The 16,766-nt window shown below is 50.9% G+C and carries 17 protein-coding genes; 10 read left to right on the forward strand and 7 right to left on the reverse strand.

Features of this window, described 5'->3' with window-relative positions; all coding sequences use genetic code 11:
• Positions 1–64: 64 nt before the first annotated feature.
• Positions 65–253 carry a hypothetical protein gene (locus JW878_06930; protein MBN1762791.1) on the forward strand — a complete coding sequence of 63 codons (189 nt, stop codon included), beginning with the start codon at positions 65–67 and terminating at the stop codon, positions 251–253.
• Positions 250–2,085 carry a cation:proton antiporter gene (locus JW878_06935; protein ID MBN1762792.1) on the forward strand — a complete coding sequence of 612 codons (1,836 nt, stop codon included), beginning with the start codon at positions 250–252 and terminating at the stop codon, positions 2,083–2,085. Before JW878_06930 ends, JW878_06935 begins: the two co-directional genes overlap by 4 nt.
• Positions 2,086–2,136: 51 nt before the next feature.
• Here the strand turns inward: JW878_06935 and JW878_06940 are convergent, their stop codons facing one another.
• From JW878_06940 to JW878_06950, 3 genes are read right to left on the reverse strand one after another with little or no spacing between them, the layout of a single operon-like run.
• Positions 2,137–2,787, reverse strand: coding sequence for a DUF2119 family protein (locus JW878_06940; protein MBN1762793.1), 651 nt, complete (start codon positions 2,785–2,787; stop codon positions 2,137–2,139).
• A 27-nt stretch (positions 2,788–2,814) separates the two neighbouring features.
• The gene (locus JW878_06945; protein ID MBN1762794.1) at positions 2,815–3,177 is read right to left on the reverse strand and encodes a peptidyl-tRNA hydrolase; all 363 of its coding nucleotides are present in this window, start codon (positions 3,175–3,177) and stop codon (positions 2,815–2,817) included.
• Entirely contained in the window at positions 3,174–5,300 is a 2,127-nt protein-coding gene (locus tag JW878_06950) for a tetratricopeptide repeat protein (GenBank protein MBN1762795.1), read from the reverse strand. Before JW878_06950 ends, JW878_06945 begins: the two co-directional genes overlap by 4 nt.
• A 90-nt stretch (positions 5,301–5,390) precedes the next feature.
• Here JW878_06950 and JW878_06955 point away from each other — a divergent pair, with 90 nt between their 5' ends.
• From JW878_06955 to moaC, 3 genes are read left to right on the forward strand one after another with little or no spacing between them, the layout of a single operon-like run.
• Positions 5,391–7,823, forward strand: a complete 2,433-nt coding sequence (locus JW878_06955; protein ID MBN1762796.1) for a valine--tRNA ligase — start codon at positions 5,391–5,393, stop codon at positions 7,821–7,823.
• A 41-nt stretch (positions 7,824–7,864) separates the two neighbouring features.
• Complete coding sequence (locus JW878_06960; GenBank protein ID MBN1762797.1) at positions 7,865–8,092, forward strand: preprotein translocase subunit Sec61beta; 228 nt, start codon at positions 7,865–7,867, stop codon at positions 8,090–8,092.
• A gap of 41 nt (positions 8,093–8,133) precedes the next feature.
• Complete coding sequence (gene moaC / locus JW878_06965) at positions 8,134–8,601, forward strand: cyclic pyranopterin monophosphate synthase MoaC (GenBank protein MBN1762798.1); 468 nt, start codon at positions 8,134–8,136, stop codon at positions 8,599–8,601.
• Positions 8,602–8,862: 261 nt separating this feature from the next.
• On the opposite strand, the gene JW878_06970 is transcribed toward moaC, so the two are convergent.
• A complete protein-coding gene (locus tag JW878_06970) occupies positions 8,863–9,864 on the reverse strand; it encodes a hypothetical protein (GenBank protein MBN1762799.1) in 1,002 nt (333 codons plus the stop codon).
• Between the two features lie 301 nt (positions 9,865–10,165).
• On the opposite strand from JW878_06970, the gene JW878_06975 reads away from it, so the two are divergent.
• Positions 10,166–11,269, forward strand: a complete 1,104-nt coding sequence (locus tag JW878_06975) for a DUF1464 family protein (protein MBN1762800.1) — start codon at positions 10,166–10,168, stop codon at positions 11,267–11,269.
• A 164-nt stretch (positions 11,270–11,433) separates the two neighbouring features.
• Here the strand turns inward: JW878_06975 and JW878_06980 are convergent, their stop codons facing one another.
• The 3 genes from JW878_06980 to JW878_06990 all read right to left on the reverse strand — a co-directional run bounded on the left by JW878_06980 (position 11,434) and on the right by JW878_06990 (position 12,938).
• Entirely contained in the window at positions 11,434–11,649 is a 216-nt protein-coding gene (locus JW878_06980) for a hypothetical protein (GenBank protein ID MBN1762801.1), read from the reverse strand.
• 62 nt (positions 11,650–11,711) lie between these two features.
• Positions 11,712–11,918 (reverse strand): hypothetical protein, encoded by a 207-nt coding sequence (locus JW878_06985; GenBank protein MBN1762802.1) that lies wholly within the window; start codon positions 11,916–11,918, stop codon positions 11,712–11,714.
• Positions 11,919–11,960: 42 nt separating this feature from the next.
• On the reverse strand, positions 11,961–12,938 hold the full coding sequence (locus JW878_06990) for a hypothetical protein (GenBank protein ID MBN1762803.1): 978 nt from the start codon (positions 12,936–12,938) through the stop codon (positions 11,961–11,963).
• 141 nt (positions 12,939–13,079) lie between these two features.
• On the opposite strand from JW878_06990, the gene JW878_06995 reads away from it, so the two are divergent.
• The 4 genes from JW878_06995 (at position 13,080) to JW878_07010 (ending at position 16,699) form a co-directional block, all read left to right on the forward strand.
• Positions 13,080–14,066, forward strand: coding sequence for a GHMP kinase (locus JW878_06995; protein ID MBN1762804.1), 987 nt, complete (start codon positions 13,080–13,082; stop codon positions 14,064–14,066).
• Complete coding sequence (locus tag JW878_07000) at positions 14,060–15,208, forward strand: DUF1464 family protein (GenBank protein ID MBN1762805.1); 1,149 nt, start codon at positions 14,060–14,062, stop codon at positions 15,206–15,208. The genes JW878_06995 and JW878_07000 overlap by 7 nt, the downstream gene beginning before the upstream one ends.
• 54 nt (positions 15,209–15,262) lie before the next feature.
• Positions 15,263–16,396 (forward strand): DUF1464 family protein, encoded by a 1,134-nt coding sequence (locus JW878_07005; protein MBN1762806.1) that lies wholly within the window; start codon positions 15,263–15,265, stop codon positions 16,394–16,396.
• A 129-nt stretch (positions 16,397–16,525) separates the two neighbouring features.
• Positions 16,526–16,699 (forward strand): AAA family ATPase, encoded by a 174-nt coding sequence (locus JW878_07010; protein MBN1762807.1) that lies wholly within the window; start codon positions 16,526–16,528, stop codon positions 16,697–16,699.
• Positions 16,700–16,766: the final 67 nt, after the last annotated feature.

Below are 16,766 nucleotides of genomic sequence, written 5' to 3' on the forward strand. Positions count from 1 at the left end.
TCTGCAGCACTATCTTTAAGTACTCAGGCCGACTACCAAGTGTAAGGGTGATCTCATCGGTACTATGCCGCGAACCGTCCATTTTGTGCTCAATCAATGCGGACGGATGGACGAGCCGGTAAGGGCGGGCGATACGAGTTTATGCGAACGTATGTATTCGACCGGACAGTTACGAGCTGTCCATTACCACTACCCTGGCCACGAGCCCACCGTAAACGGAATCACCACAGTATTTGAGGGCAAACGCACATGAGCACCACATACGTGCTGACATCCCTGGTGGGGGTAATGATCATAGGGATCTTCGCACACATGCTTGGACGAGTCATAAAAATCCCGAGCATTGTCTTTTTGTTACTGGCAGGGATTGTGCTAGGCCCTGAAGTTACGGGACTGATAGAACCCGGCAGATTTGGCAGCGGTATCGACTTGCTCGTCGGATTCGCCGTGGCCATCATCGTTTTCGACGGCGGTCTGGACATTGATGTCCGCCAACTGCGGAAACTGCAGCACAGCATCTTGAATCTGGTCACAATTGGCGTTATCATCACTGTGGTCTTCACTACGGTCACTGCTTACTCCCTGCTCGGCATTCCGTTCAACATCGCCCTGCTGTTTGGCGCGTTCGTTTCCGCAACCGGTCCCACCGTAATTACGCCGATAATCAGGCAGATACGGGTGAATACGAAAGTGGCCAGCACGCTCCAGGCGGAGGCGGTACTGAATGACGGTACAAGTGTGATACTTGCTGCACTCGTCTTCGAGTGGATTGTCACCTCATTCACAGGCGTCAAAGCCCTTGAATTCCTGGCCATCCGGCTCTTGGACGGCGTTTTCTTCGGTGCACTCAGCGGGATTGTTCTCATTCTACTCCTACGTAACATACCACTGCTTACGGAGCAGTACGCCCGGTTGTTCACCATATCGATCCTTTTGGCCGGCTTTGTCATTGCCGAAAATATCGGAGCCCAATCGGGTGTGCTCGCAATGGCGCTCTTCGGCATACTGATCGGCTCATCTGATCTTCCGCATAAAGCGTCGATAAAGCATTTTAAGGAGGATCTATCGATTATTTTACTCTCTGTCATCTTCATTCTGCTCGCTACCATTATCGATTTCGACGCCATTCGCGCAATAGGGCGCAACGGGGTCCTTCTGGCGGTCTTGCTGCTCGTTATTATAAGGCCGGTGGCCGTGTTTACATCCACGCGGACGTCAGACCTGAAGCGCGGTGAGAAACTTTTCATCTCGGCAATGGGACCTCGGGGGGTCGTTCCAGCCTCAATGGCGGTCTATTTTGCCATTCGGCTGGGCGCGTTGGGGTTCGATTCCGAAGCGACCAGTCTGCTCGGCTTGGTGTTCATTACCATCATCATTACGGTACTCGCAACGGGAGTCTCCGCAAGCTTTATAGCAAGACGAACAGGAGTAATACCTATGGAAATCTTGATAGTTGGGGGAGGCGGGGTCGGCCGGGCTCTGGCGGACCGGTTCCTCATCCGCGGCGAGAACGTTGTTATCGTCGACACCGACGAAGCAAATTGCAACAAAGCGCTGAGCATGGGTATACGAGCCGTTCACGGTAACGCCGAAGATGTCGCAATACTCAAAAAGGCGGGAATCGAACACGCCAAGTACTTCGTCGCAACGACGGACCAGGATAACACCAATTTGCTGGTCTGCCAGGTAGCAAAGGCAAAGTTCGGATTCACGAGCGAAAACCTCGTGGCACGCGTGAACGAGCCAGAAAACCTTCGAGCGTTTATGGATCTCGGGATTCGCTCTATTAGCCCTATCACCGCCACGGCGACAATGCTGGATGGTATGGTGGGCCACCCCGATCTCTTCAGCATGTGCGAGGTCACTGAAGAAGGCGATATACTCGAGGTTGAAGTGTCTAACAAGCGCGTAATAGGAAAGGCGATTAAAGATATCGTGCTACCACGGGATACGCTGATCGTATTGGTTCGACGAGATGGTAAATCGCTGATTGCCCACGGAGATACCCGACTCCTCGATGGCGATTATGCGACCATCATCGGCAAATTGGGCGCGGTACAGGAAGCCGCGAACAGGCTACGGTGATCGAGCGTTCGTCCGTTCGTCCGCCCGTTGGGCTACTATCCCCGCCGCAGTTTAAAACGGCTTTAACCGATGCCGGTAGTATTGATAGAACAACTGCTCAGCCATTTTTACCTGCTCGGGATACGTTCGCCTATATTCCTGCATCAGCGCCTCTCGTTCGGTATGTTTCAGCGCAATTCGCAAGATCTCTAGGACTTGCTCTTCGATCGCGGCACGCGCGCTTTGCCATTTAGGGACCTCGATGGTCATGCAGAAATCGTGCACCGTGAATCTCCGCCTCAGAATCGGCGAGATAGACCCGATGAGGACCCCCTCACCCATATCTACAAACTGCGGTACGCCGATCCGCTTCACGCGTTCCGGATCGGTCAATCGTGGATACGACTGCTCGCCATAGGCATGGAGCTCGAAATAAAAGCTCGGGTTGTACTCTGAGATGAGTTGCAGTAAGCGCATACCTGCTTCGCTTTGGTAATATTCTTCGGTCAAAACGCCGATGTATTTACTGTTCTCGACCAGGCTCGGCACGATAATCGCTTCTCCGGCTTTTACGGTATCCTGAGCCAACCGCTCGAGAATCAGCGCGGTATGCGCACCTTCGTCACCGTGTAGACCGCCAACGAACAGTTTTGTCGGGCCTTCCTCAGGTGCAACGGCTCGAAACAAGGTTACACCGTGAACGGTCGATTTTTCAAATGTCATTTTCTTGGGGTGGTTGGTGCGATTCAGTCAAAATAACTCCAGATCCTTCGTCACCTTATCTATCTCATCCGCACGAGCAGGCCCTATTCCCAGTGCTGTTACCGTTCCCGGCGGTATTTCTGTCAGGCCCGCATCCTCGACAATTGCACACGGCAGGCCCAGCCGCTCCACATCGTCCCGTACTCCATACAGCTTCGCAAGACTTGATACTTTCAGTGCGACCTTCTTCTGGCCCTGATTTTTCCAGTTGCGTCGATCGGGCAATGGTGCACGTTCGTAGCTCAGTATAGCGGCATGCGCGGCCTGCACTGCGGCCTTACCTTTCGAGAGCTTCAAATCCTCCCTGAGGACGATACACTGCTTATATTCGTGTTGTGTCTTACTGATCATTGGTTGCGGTTCTCTCCTTCTTCTAATTCCTCTAATCGTTTACTGACAATTTCAAAAACTGAACTGCCTTCAGCAAGAGGTTTTGCTTCTCGATAGTATTCCAAAGCGCGCTCTTTATCACCTTTCTGAATGAAAATTTCACCAATATTGCCCAACGTTTGGGCTGTTTCTATTCTGCTTCCCACGCCTTTGAAAATTTCTAAAGCGTTCTCGCAATATTCCAATGCTTTGTTAAGTTCCCCTTGGTTCAAGTAAGCATTACCTATATTCGCAAGATTTATCCCAAATCCTTCTTTATAACCTATCGCCTCATCAAGTTTCAATGCTCTCTTAGAATATTCCAAAGCCTTTTCAAATTCTCCTTTGTGCAGATAGACAATCCCTATGTTCGCGTAGTTTATTGCTATCCCTTTCTTTCTGCCTAACTGCTCATTCAATTTCAAGGCCTTCTGGTAATACTTTAACGCCTTACCAAGTTCTCCTTTTTCTTTGTAGACTATTCCTATGTTCCCAAGCTGATTTGCCATGCCCTCTTTTCTGCCTAATTCCTCGTTGAGTTTCAGAGACTTCTCGTGATATTCCAACGCTTTGTCAAGTTTTCCTTTGGTTCTGCAGATAAGGCCCATGTTTCCAAGGTCTCCTGCTATTCCCTCTTTTCTGTTCAATTTCTCATCTAGTTCCAATGCCTTTTTCTGGAATTCTAAAGCCTTGCTAAGTTTTCCTTTGGTTCTGTAAATATTACTTATGTTTCCATAGCCCTTTGCCACCTCATCTTTCAGTCCTAACTTCTCATGCAGCTCTAAAGCGTTCTTGAAATATTCCAAGGCTTTATCGTTTTCTCCGATATCCCGGTAAGCAAGGCCGCTATTTCCTAGTGCATTTGCTTCCCAGTTTTTATCTACATCTTTTGCCTCTTCATGGAGATGACGCCACACACAAAGTGCCTGCTTCGTTTTACCCCAGGTATACGCCTGAATTCCGACGGAATTAAGGACTTTGTAATTCTCTGTTTGTTTCAGCAAGCTCTCAAAAAAAGGTTCATCGAGGACTTCAAGAAGGATAATAACCGAATCAAGCTCATCTTTGACCTTTTCTAGTGCTTCACTATAAATCTTCTGTTTAGTTTTGAACGCTACTGGTTGTATGCTCCTCAAATACGCTCTAAAAAGCGGATGATAGATGCGGTAGATTTTTTCTTCTGATGTTACAAGAATCCCTCGTTCGATGAGATCGGTAAGCGAAGGATCCACATCGTCACCACAGAAAGCCGCTATCAAATTCAGAGTCAACGTTGCCGGAGCAATCGCCAGGGATTTTATAACCTCTCGAGAACCTTCGTTCAGCGTCTCTAAAACTTTTTTATGAATACGATCGAGATTATGTTCCATGTCCGCGTCTCTTAAAGTCTGCAGAAACTGAGCTATCTCTTCTTCTGAGTCTTTATTATCGCAGATATACGCAAGCGACCGCGCAACGTACGGATAGCCCTTTGAAAGAGCGACAATCCGGTGCACAATCGCATCTGAAAACCCGGGGCATTCTTTTCTCACAATCTGCTCTATGGCGTCCTCGCTTAGTTCCGACAGTTGAACAACTTCGTAGGAACCTGGTCTGATCGTGACATCGGGCAGATAAGGAGTTGCAATTTCGAGAACGAACCGCAAGCGATCGTTCCTACGAGTTGCCTCCAAAATAGTTTCAAAATCCTCCTTCTTCAATTCATGGGCGTTCTCCACAAACACAATCTTATCCTTCGATTTCTCCATGTATTCCAAAATAAAGGGCTCTCGCGGATCCCAACTCAATCCTCCACCTGCGCCTGCTATAGGTGTTGAAACAGAACCGGAAACACCCGTAAGTCTTTTAGAAGGCGCAAAAATCCTGTTTACCTCCTCATAGAAGAATGAACCATTAACGTGATAGCATGGTTTTTTCTTCAAAAAACCCGCTTTTTCTTCATTTAATGCTTTCTCAACGACGAGCGCTAAGTTTGTCTTCCCGATGCCCCTGTCTCCGGTTACAACGACAAAACCGCTGTCTTTAATCTTTTCTTTAAGCTCGGCGATTTTTTCACTGCGTCCTACAAAGTCGTTCCCATACTGCGGATCTAAAATCTTAACCATTGATATTATTAAAAGAACTAAAAATAAAAGCACTTAACGTAATCTTTACTTAACGTAATACCGGAGAACCAAAGAGCGCTTAAGATGAACATGAAAATGGAAAAGAAATACAAACCAGAGATAGTAGAGAAGAAATGGCTGGAGAACTGGGACGATTCACTTTATTATTTTGATGCTGACTCGGCTAAGTCGCCGTATATCATTGATACGCCGCCACCGTACCCTACGGGCGATTTTCACGTCGGTAACGCCTTGAACTGGTGTTATATCGATTTTATCGCACGATACAAGCGGATGCGCGGTTACAATGTGATGTTCCCGCAGGGCTGGGACTGTCACGGGCTGCCGACCGAGGTGAAGGTAGAGGAGCGGCACGGGCTCTCCAAGCGTCAGATCGAGAAGCAGGAGTTCCGAGAGCTGTGCAAGCAACTGACGCGAGAGAACATCGCGCAGATGAAGGGCATGATGCAGAAGCTCGGCATGTCCATTGACTGGAGCAAGGAGTTCGTGACGATGGACGATCGCTACAAGCGATTTACGCAGCTCTCTTTCTTAAAGATGTATCATAACGGGTTGATTTATCAAGAGGAGTATCCGGTGAACTGGTGTCCCCGCTGCGAGACCGCAATCGCCTTTGCTGAGGTGGAATACGAGGATCGTGACGCCTCGCTGAATTATGTCATTTTTAAGAAGGCTGGTACCGAGAACGAGTCTGTTGAGATCGCAACGACGAGACCGGAACTGCTCGCGAGCTGTGTCGCCGTAGCGGTGCACCCGGACGACGACCGGTACCGGGACATCGCGGGAAAAGAACTGGTCGTTCCGATCTTCGAACATGCCGTGACGGTCTATGAAGATGAAAGTGTCGATCCTGTGTTTGGCACCGGCGTGGTGATGATCTGTACGTTCGGTGACCGGCAGGACGTGCGCTGGTGGAAATTGCATAACTTACCATTAATAGAATCGATAGACGAGCGCGGACGGATGACCGCAGTGGCTCGGGGTTACGAGGGCCTCAGCGTAACGGACTGCAAAAAAAAGATTATTGCGGATTTGAATGCGCAAGGGCTGCTTAAGAGCCGGGAACCACTGCAGCAGAACGTGGGTGTTTGCTGGCGCTGTAAAACGCCGATCGAGATCATTTCCACGCGGCAGTGGTTCGTGCGCGTGATGCATGACGATATAATAAAAGCGTCAGAGGAGATCGCGTGGTATCCGGAGCATTTCGCCATCCGCTTGAAGAACTGGGTTGACTCAATGGAGTGGGACTGGTGCATCTCGCGCCAGCGGATCTTTAGCGTGCCGATTCCTGTTTGGTATTGCCTGAACTGCGGCACCGTGAAGGTCGCCTCGGAAGATGATCTGCCGGTTGATCCCTCGATCGTCAGTCCGAAGGGGTCGTGTGCGAACTGCGGCGGCACGGAATTTAAAGGTGAGGAAGACGTCCTGGACACCTGGATGGACTCGTCACTCAGTGCGCTCTGGGTCTCCGGTTGGGACCTCAATGCAGGGGCACCGTCAGGAATTACGTTCCCCGTTGCACTTCGACCGCAGGGGCACGATATTATACGGACCTGGGCCTTTTACACCATTCTCCGCTCGCTCGCACTTGCTCAATCCAAGCCCTGGGACACGATCTTGATAAACGGCATGGTCCTGGGCGAGGACGGCTATAAGATGAGCAAATCGCGCAATAACTTCATTTCGCCGGATGAGGTGATCCAGAAGCATGGCGCGGACGTTTTCAGGCAGTGGGCGGCAATTGGCGGCGCCGTGGGCTCGGACGTCCAATTCAGATGGAAGGACATCGTCGCAGCGAGTAAATTCATGCAAAAGCTCTGGAGCATTCTCCGGTTCGCGATGCTGCACCTCGCGGATTACAAACGCGAAGAAGGCGCAGCGGTAAACCTCCGCGTTGTTGATAAATGGCTGCTCTCAAAGTTGAACAGGCTCGTTCAGTCGGTGACGGACTCGATGGAAACCTACAAGTTCGATGAGGCGATGAAGGATATACGAACGTTCGCATGGAACGTGCTGGCCGATGATTACATCGAACTGGCGAAGTCGCGGCTGTACGGTCAGCCCGGCGATGAAGGCAAGGAATCCGCCAGATATGCATTGTACGTGACGTTAGAGACACTGGCTAAACTGCTTGCGCCGTTCGCTCCGTTCTTCGCCGAAGAGATGCATTACTACATCGAGAATGACGGAAGTGTGCACAACGCGGACTGGCCCGTGGTGGAGTCTGAACTGATTGATAGAGAAGCAGAGGCGGAAGGTGACCTCATCGCAGATATCGTCCGCGCAGTCAGGAGATACAAGTCCGAACAGGGTATCGCGTTAAACGCACCATTGGGTACGCTGGCGATCTACATGACGGATTTAAATCAGCGTGATACCGAGGACATAGAGAACGCAACGGCAACGAAGGTGGAGCTCTGCACTGATGAGATGGCGAGTGAACCGGAAGCAGAAGGGACGGTTCTTGACGTTAACGGCACGACAGTGCGTATAAAATCATAAAGGAATAAACGGTAAGTAAGAGTAAGAGGTGGGGGTTGATCATGGTGAAAGGCAAGGGCGCGAGGAAAGCGAAGAAAGAGGAGAAGAAGGGTGGAGGGGGCCGAGCAGAAGAGCGCGGGCTTATGTCCTCCGCCGGATTGATGCGCTATTACGATGTTGAGGAATCCGCGGTGAAATTCTCACCGAAGATGATACTGCTCCTCGGCGCGTTTATTGGTGTGGTACTCATCGGGCTGGAGATCTATTTCGGTGTCTGGCCACCACCGTGAGTAAGTGAGTGAGCGAGCGAGTTGAGTGAGGTACGCGAACAATGCAGCAACGGCGTAGCGCGGGCATGATAGACATAAGCCAGAAAGGCGAAGTCGAACGCGTAGCGACAGCGTCTGGCAGGATACAACTGAGACGGAGCACGATCGAGAAATTGCAAAGCGGCACGACCAAGAAGGGGAATGTGCTTGCGAGTGCAGAACTCGCAGCGATCTTAGCAGTGAAGAAAACGCCCGAGGTCATTCCGCTCTGCCACCAGATAAATATCGCGAACGTAACGGTTGACTTTACCGTCGGCGACGAGGATATAAGAGCCTCGGTATCGGTGAAATCCGTGGGGAAAACCGGTGTGGAGATGGACGCGCTTCATGGGTTAGCTGTGGCGTTACTGACGGTCTGGGACATGGTGAAAGCGGAAGAGAAGGACGAAACGGGCAACTATCCGTACACGAAGATAGAAGAGATCGTCGTGGATAAGAAGGAGAAACGACCTCTCAACCAAAGTAACTAACGTCCGGACTTATTTCTTCCTGTTGGTTTCGTCTAACGTAGGTGGTTTGGCAGGTAAGAAGTTGACGACCGCGTGAAGGTGCTATGGACGGTAGGTAATCCAAAGGTCTCTGATACGGAAGCATACCTAGCTCACGGGAAAGTGTGCTTGCTTATGAAGCCCTGAATGATGATTACCTTAAGCTTCCTGAGCTCGTTTGGTTTCAAATGCATCGTTAAGGTTCGTTCTTTGATATGATCGCTGCGGCTGAACTCAATAGACTCAAGCGCTGGTGCCCGTTATGCGCTCCCAGTTCTCACGCACGGCGTAGAAAATCGCGCCGAAGCCAAGACTGAACGCTACAATACGTATGAGCCAGCCAGCAACGGGGATCCGGAAGAGCAGGCTGAGAATGACGAAGCCGAGGATGAAAATGAGCATGTCGTTGGTCTTGACGTTAAGCAGGTTAGCAATCGTCCTTCCGAGGGCGAACGAGACGAAGAGGCTGGAGAGCATCAGCGCGATGATGAACAGCATGCCCATAACAGCAGCAAGGGGGAAGCCGATGACGGTTATTGTAAGCAAGAATAGCACGACGATCGAAACGATGATGAGCACAAAGCCGACAGCGGTGTCTCTCAACGGTGACTTCCGCACTTCCGCTTCCACATGGTGGAATTGCGCCGGGAACACCTTGAGCAGGATGAGACCGAGTATAAGGAACCCAATAATCATAAGGATGTAAACGATGGTCATGAGTTGCTGTACCCGTGCTTGCACTTCTTGCAGGCCCTCGCTTCTCGTATAATCGACATTGCCTGCGGTTCCGGTATTCTGGAACTGCTCGGCTCTCACGGTTAAGTTGCCCGCGACCGTACCGGCATTGATAACCGAACTACCAGCTATGACTGCATCCTTACTAATAACCGTATCGGGGCGGATATTGACCATGCCACCTGCAAGTACCGCGTTCGTAGCGCTGCCGCTCAGATCGATTTCGCCACCTGCAGCTACAATCTTGCCGTCGACATCAGAATTCACTACTATTGTTCCACCAGCGGCAAAAACGTCACCGCTTACCGGCGCATTGATCGTAATATTGCCGCCTGCAAGTACGACGCCTGCAACGGGAGCGTTAATCGTTATGGTATCACCCGCTGCGAACACATCGTCATCTATGGGGCTATCCACTGATATGTTATCGCCGGAGAGCATCTGCAGTGCCAGCGTCTGTGGTACGAGGAGCATCAAAATGATGGCAATGAGCACGAATCGCCGCCTCATACGGCACCCACCCATCAATGGTCTAAAAGCCATGGTTATGCTTCTATCGTTGGTTTCAAGGTATAAAAGCCTTTCGATTGATAATCCGTTTGATGTCTCGTGTTGCCCTGCAGCAGAGCGCATTCAGCTTGCGAGTTATTTCACGTTCGTGCAAACGCCCGGGACCACATTGACAGCCCCAGAATTTCGAAAGTGAGATATAGGTATGCGAAGAATATCAGCAGAGGAGAGAGTGCAATGGTAAACCGAATTGAAAAAGTCGAGACGGATAACTGGAAAGAAGGATTAGGAGGTTACGGATATGAAGGCGTTAGGAATAGATCCCGGTACGAGTAGCTTTGACTTCTGCGTTCTTGATGATCAAGCGGGGATCGCCCTCTACGAAGCGTCTGTACCCACAGCTGTTGTGGCTAAGTCACCGGAGAGTCTCCTCAGTGTTGTCAAGGAAGCGAACGCCGACGTGATTGTCGGGCCGTCAGCCATGGGCTTGCCCGTGACGCATATCTCTGAACTGACCGATCTGAAGCTTGCGCAAGCGACATTAGGAAAGAACACGGAGGTTGATATCGCCATCAGACAGTTCATCATGATGCAGAAGGAGCTTAACTTAAACGTCTTCTTTACCCCAAACGTCATTCAGCTCCCGACGGTGCCGCGGTATCGTAAGCGGAACAAGGTCGATATGGGGACGGCGGATAAGACCTGCATCGCCGCGCTCGCACTCTGGGACTACGCAAACAGCCACAGTGAGAACTATCAGGATGCGAACGTCGTCGTGCTGGAGTTAGGCTTCGGGTTCAACGCAATCATGGCTATCGAGGCGGGCAAACTAATAGACGGTATTGGCGGGACGCTCTTTCCTGGCCCGGGCTATCTCACGATCGGCGCGATGGATCTGGAAATAGCGCACACGTTGGGGAGCTTTACGGAGGCGCAGCTCGGATTTGGCGGTATCGCGTATGCTGCGGGGGACGTTATTCCACCGGAAGAGTATGTCACGCGACTCGACGAAGAGAATTTTGCCACTGCGTGGAACAGCCTCGTCGAAGGGATTGTCAAAGCGGTTGCGATGGAACTGACGGTCTTTGAAGAGACTCCGACGGAGATTATTCTTTCAGGGCGGCTCACACGGGTGCCAAAGTTGTATGCACGGCTGGTTGCGAGTTTGGGGCGGGTCAACATCCCGATCAGAAAGCTTGAAGGCTATGCGACGAAGAGCAAAGAAGCTGCTCAGGGTGCCGCACTCATTGCTAGCGGACTCGCAGGTGGCACGCACGCCGAGCTGGTTGACGTACTCGAGTTACGCGGTGCGAGCGGTACCGTTTTAGATTATATTCGCTGGCCGGGATTCAATGCAGAGGAGACCATACGTAAGAAGCTGCAGGCAATGAAGATGAAGCTTTAGCCATTTTCACACAGACTTGTTAACTGGTCGGTTTTTGGTTTAATCTTGGGAACTTACAACCACCTGATAAAAAGCTGGAGCTGGGCTAGAGAGTGGAAGTTTTAGTCCCCGCCCAAGCACTCTTGCCACTCATCCCTTCGCCTTTACTCTTACTACCGCTGATACTAAGTTTGCTTAAGCAATTCCACCTTCGTCAAAAATGTAAGCAGATAACCTATAAGAATTCCCAGGAGCAACGAAAAATTGCTACTATCAAGAATACCGGTTGAAGTGAGCCAAGTTGCTACACCTAATATAGCGCCAATCAAAACCACCACGATAATCAGTCGAATACCTAAATAGATCAAATTATCTCTCTGGATTTTCTTCCAGTTTCCCATTACCGTCTCGACGACATCTTTTATACCTTCTTGAATCAAAGCCCTTGTGCCTTCAGGATTGCTTAGGGCAGTAGTCCAGAATTTTGGTTATTTTGCCCTTGAGTTGCCCAATATTGAAGGCGATCATACTCTTCACGAGAAATTATTAGTTCTTCTTGTCCTTGAGCATCAGGAACATCAGAGGTCGTTTCTTTTTGTTCTTCTCCCATATTTTCTACCCCCATAGCTTCATGTGATTTTTCCTTATCTATTATGATATATGCTTTCAAACTATTTATTGGGATTCGTTCTACAAAAAATCTACTCTTTTCTTAAACGATTCCGATGCGTGCACCTTGATTGTCCGATCCGACCACTGAGACCTCAGCCTTGCCCCGCGCCTCCGCTTCGATCGTATCCGCAATGCACTGCGCAGCTTCAGGGCTATCAGTAAAGGCGTAGACGGTCGGCCCCCACGAGCTTTGGCCGATACCCAATGCGCCGCTTCGGTTAAGTATCGGAATGAGCCATTGCGATGCGGGATTGAATAGTTGCTCCTGAACTGGCTGATAGATACGGCCAACGGTCATCTGAAGCTCGGTGAGCGCTTTACCAAAAGCTGCTGCATTCCGTTCAAGGAGCGCAGGCAGCATTTTCGCGGCGAGTACGAAGTAGCCTTTGTGAATGAGCTCAGCCGGCGCTTTTCTGTCCCGCAAGGTGCTGAAAGCCACCTCCTCCGACTCCTTATCAGGGCTCTTCGGCGCCACTAACGGCCGCGTCAAGACGAACCGCCAGTCCTCAGGGAAGTCCCCACGGAAGATTAAAGGTGGTATCAGCGTCTCTTCTCTCAACCATATTCGCTCGCCAGGTTTCACGGGGAAGCCCCCGGCAACGACAAAACCCCCCAGTTGAAACGGGTAGATCCCTCCGGTCGAGGTGCGTTTGAGCGCCTTCACCAATTCGAGGAGCGGCACGTCAAGACCATAAGCCTTTGTCACCGCCCGCCCCACGGTGAGGCTGAGTTGCGTCGTTGACCCAAAACCTTGATTTCGTGGTGCAGCGGCTTTAACGGTAACTTTAGCACCTTTGAGATCAAACGCATCCAGGACACGCTGAGCGTACATGCGAGCATCATCTTTTTCAAGGCCGTCAATTTCCAGGCCATCGGCCTCTTCAGCTTCAATGACAGTTCGCGGCTCCGTTATGGCCAAGACGGGCGCATAACCAAACCTACCGAGCGCAAACGGGTCTAAATCGCCCAAATGGAGCCGTGCTGGAGCAGAAATCGTAACACGCATTTTGAACACCATCGTAACTGTACGTTGTGAACTATTATAAATGTTTCTTTCAAAGAGTTCGGCGTGCAGTGCATAATTACGCGGTGTGTTAGCGTGGTTATTAAAATAAGAAGTGATAAGAGATGGGTAATGATACGGAGGAAATGAGAAATAATGGCTAACGTTGGGGATATTGGAAGAGTCGTTGTTGTACCTGCTCATCTACACGCAGGCAATATGGACCTAACTGGCGACCTTGGACGGCTCTACGGCACCGCAGGCTTCACCCTCGACTACCCGCGAACCGTCATAGAGGTCGTTAAATCTGATAAGATCACGATCACGGGGGAAGACACAAAGAACGCGGAGGAATATACAAGAGTATTTATGGAGCGTTTCAAGATCGCGGGCGGAATAGCTGTTAACGTCAGGGAAACCATTCCCAAGCACCTCGGCATGGGCTCTCAGACCGCACTTGCATTATCCATCGGCCACGCGATAGCGGAACTCTACCATCGCTCTATCGATATAGAGGAGATGACTATCGCGCTCGGAAGATCTGACATTGTCGCTCTCGGGTTCAACTCGTTCCAAACCGGCGGGTTCATCGTCGATGGCGGATACCGGATAGCAGAGAAAGGTCGGAGGGTTCCTCCCTGCCTATTCAGATACCCTATACCTGAGGACTGGCTCTTTGTCGTTTGCATTCCTCGCAAGCCGATACCGGAGATACTGAAGATAAAAGAGCACGAGGAGAAGATACTGAACAACCTGAAGCTGATGCCAGAGCAGATGTCCGACCGGCTCTCGAGGATAATGCTCATGCAGGTGATGCCCTCGATCATGGAGCACGACATAAAGACCTTCGGCAAATACATAACGGCATTCAACAGCCGCCTGGGGAGCTTCTGGGAAGAGTTCCAGGAGGGCAACACCTACTGCGATCCCGTCGTCGAGTCCGGCATAAAGATCCTCTTGGAGAACGGCGCGTATGGGGCCTGCCAGACCTGCTGGGGTCCGACGTTCTACGGGATCGTTGATAACGGCGACATTGCGAGAACGCTGGTTAAGAAACTTGAGGAGCTGCTGGAAACGCATGGCGGAGGCGACGTCTTTTACACACCGGGGAACAATAAAGGAGCGGTGATAAGAAGATGGTAACCGCAATTGGGATAGATCCCGGAACCAAGAGCATGGACCTCTTCGGGTTTGATGATGCATCCGATGAGGTCATCATAGACCTCGCCATACCGCGAGTTGAGGTGACAAAGGATCCAGAAATCGTGCTGGAGGCCATACGTGCACTGGACCGTGAAATAGATGTCATAGTCGGGCCAAGCGGCTACGGGCTGCCGATGGTAAAAGCTTCAGAAGCTGCGGACGGAGAAATCAATGCCGCGACATTCATCACGCAGGCCGACGTTGCGCGAAGGCTCAACATCGTGGGGTTACGGGAGTTGATGTTCCTCATGAAGAAATCAAACCTCAACGTTTGGTTTCCGCCTGGTGTTATCCATCTGCCTACCGTGCCCGAATACCGGAAGATTAACAGAATAGACATGGGTACCGCAGACAAGGTCTTCACGGCGGTTTCCGGGATAAGAGATCAAGCGGAGAGATACGATCTCGATTACTCCGAGACGTCGTTCATTGCGCTTGAGATTGGCTTCGGCTATACGGCTGCGCTGGGGATAGAGAACGGTAAGATCGTTGACGGCGTCGGCGGGACTATCGGCGGGGTCGGATACATGGGCATGGGCGGAATGGACGGCGAACTCGCCTACGCCTTAGCAAATACGGTTGGAGCGTTCTCGAAGATGATGCTCTTTAATGGCGGTGCTGCCTCGATTTCGCAGATTGATCCCCAGAAAGTTTCGATTGAGGAATTCCTCCATCGCGCACGGAGCAACGAGCAGCTGGTGAAGCTCGCCTATTCCGCCATGCTGGAATCACTACTCAAGGATACGTACCTCATGCTTTCGTCGGTCAGGCAGCCAAAGGAGATCTTACTGAGCGGGCGGTTCACGCGGATTGACTCGTTCGTTCAGGACGTAACATCTTTACTGCAGGACCATCTCAGCGAACGCGGAGTCGACGCGGGGATAAGAACCCTGACGAGGACTGGCGGCGAAGTAAAGGAAGCTGCGGAAGGCGCGGCGGTTATTGCGAACGGAATAGCAGGCGGGAAATACGAAAAGCTGGTAGAAATCATGGAGCTGAGAAAGAGTTCAGGCGGAGTGTTCAGCCACATCTATCTTGATGAGGAAACAAGGCGAAGAATAGAAGAAACTTTTACACAGTAACGCCTTAGTATTTAGAGAATGCTAAAGAATGATGCGTTCTATTAGGGGAGGGGTATGACGCGCGCAGCAGGTGTTGATCCGGGAACGAAGAGCATGGATATCTGTGCCATCGAGGATGGCAGGGTGTACTATGAGAACCCGTTTGAGAACCTCGTCATAGCGAATGCTCCTGAGAAGATAATAGCGGGGATACGCGAAGCGTTACCCTTAGACCTCATTGCCGGGCCGTCGGGTTACGGCGTGGAACCCACACGGCTCGACGAGATCCCGGAAAGCATCTTCGAGGACTGGTATTACAATTACGTCTTACTCACGACGAAGGAGGAGATCCTGAAGGGGATAGAAGACGGCATCTTCGGCGCGATCCTGTACAAGAACATGACCGATTTCTCGGTCTGGCTGCGACACGAGCAGTTACTGGCGATGTTCATCCCGTCGGTGATCGAACTGCCGACCGTGCCGTATTACCGGAAGCTAAATAAGCTCGATATGGGCACTGCGGACAAGTTGGCGGTGGCGGTGCTCGGCGTTCATGATCAATCGCGGCGGTTCGGCATCCCGTACTCGGACGTGTCGTTTATCCTCGTCGAGGTTGGCTTTGGGTATAATGCGGTCATCGGCGTCGATGGCGGCCGCGTGGTGGACGGTATAGGCGGCACGAACTTCCCCGGTATTGGGTTTTTAACGGCTTCGGCGGTGGATGGCGAGCTGGTGCAGATCGTGCATAACTGGGAGCGGAAGGACACCTTCGAGGGTGGTGTCGTCTCCGTCACCGGCGAGATGGATCCTGACGCGTTTGTCAGCCGTAAGGGCGTTAAAAATGAGATCGCGTTTGACGCAATGATGGAAGGCATCGAGAAAGCGGTTGCCGAGATGACCGCGTCCGTGAAGAAGCCACGGGAAATTCTCATTTCCGGACGCTGGACGAAACAGAACGAGATAAAAAGAGAGTTGATACGGCGGCTGCTACCGTACGCTGACGTGCGCTCAGTCGGTTTTTTAGAGGGCGCCGAGAAGACGAAGGAGACCGCTCAGGGCTATGCGATGGTTGCCGACGGACTAGCCGGGGGCACGTTTAAGGAATTGATCGAATGGATGCAGATCAACAAAGCGAAAGGGACGGCGCTGGAGTATGTTCATCATCCAAAGCTTTCGGGGCCCCCGGAGCGGTTTGTGGGGTTCAAATAGGAAGCAAATAGCCTCGTAGCTGCTTAGGAAATCGAAGTACGGCAGGTGCTCTGACATGGGAAGCATACCAAAATGTGCTCAAAGGCGTTAGCTTTAAATAGTTTGCACATAAAGCATTAACTGATAAAAATGATTTCGAATATAGAAATTGAGAACTTTAAATGTTTTGGGAAAGGAAAAAATTTTGGAAAAATATCGGAGCTAGGTAGAGTTAGTGTCATCTACGGTGCAAACAACTCTGGAAAGTCATCTATCTTGCAAGCCATTAGTCTTTTAAAGCAGTCAATTATAGTGAGGTACTAAACTTTTAATACTTATCTTTCGTATCTTAGTTCATGTCTAAACCCGAACAGATCCCTATTCATCGATC

This window comes from Methanomicrobia archaeon (genome assembly GCA_016930255.1).
Lineage (GTDB): Archaea > Halobacteriota > Syntropharchaeia > Alkanophagales > Methanospirareceae > JACGMN01.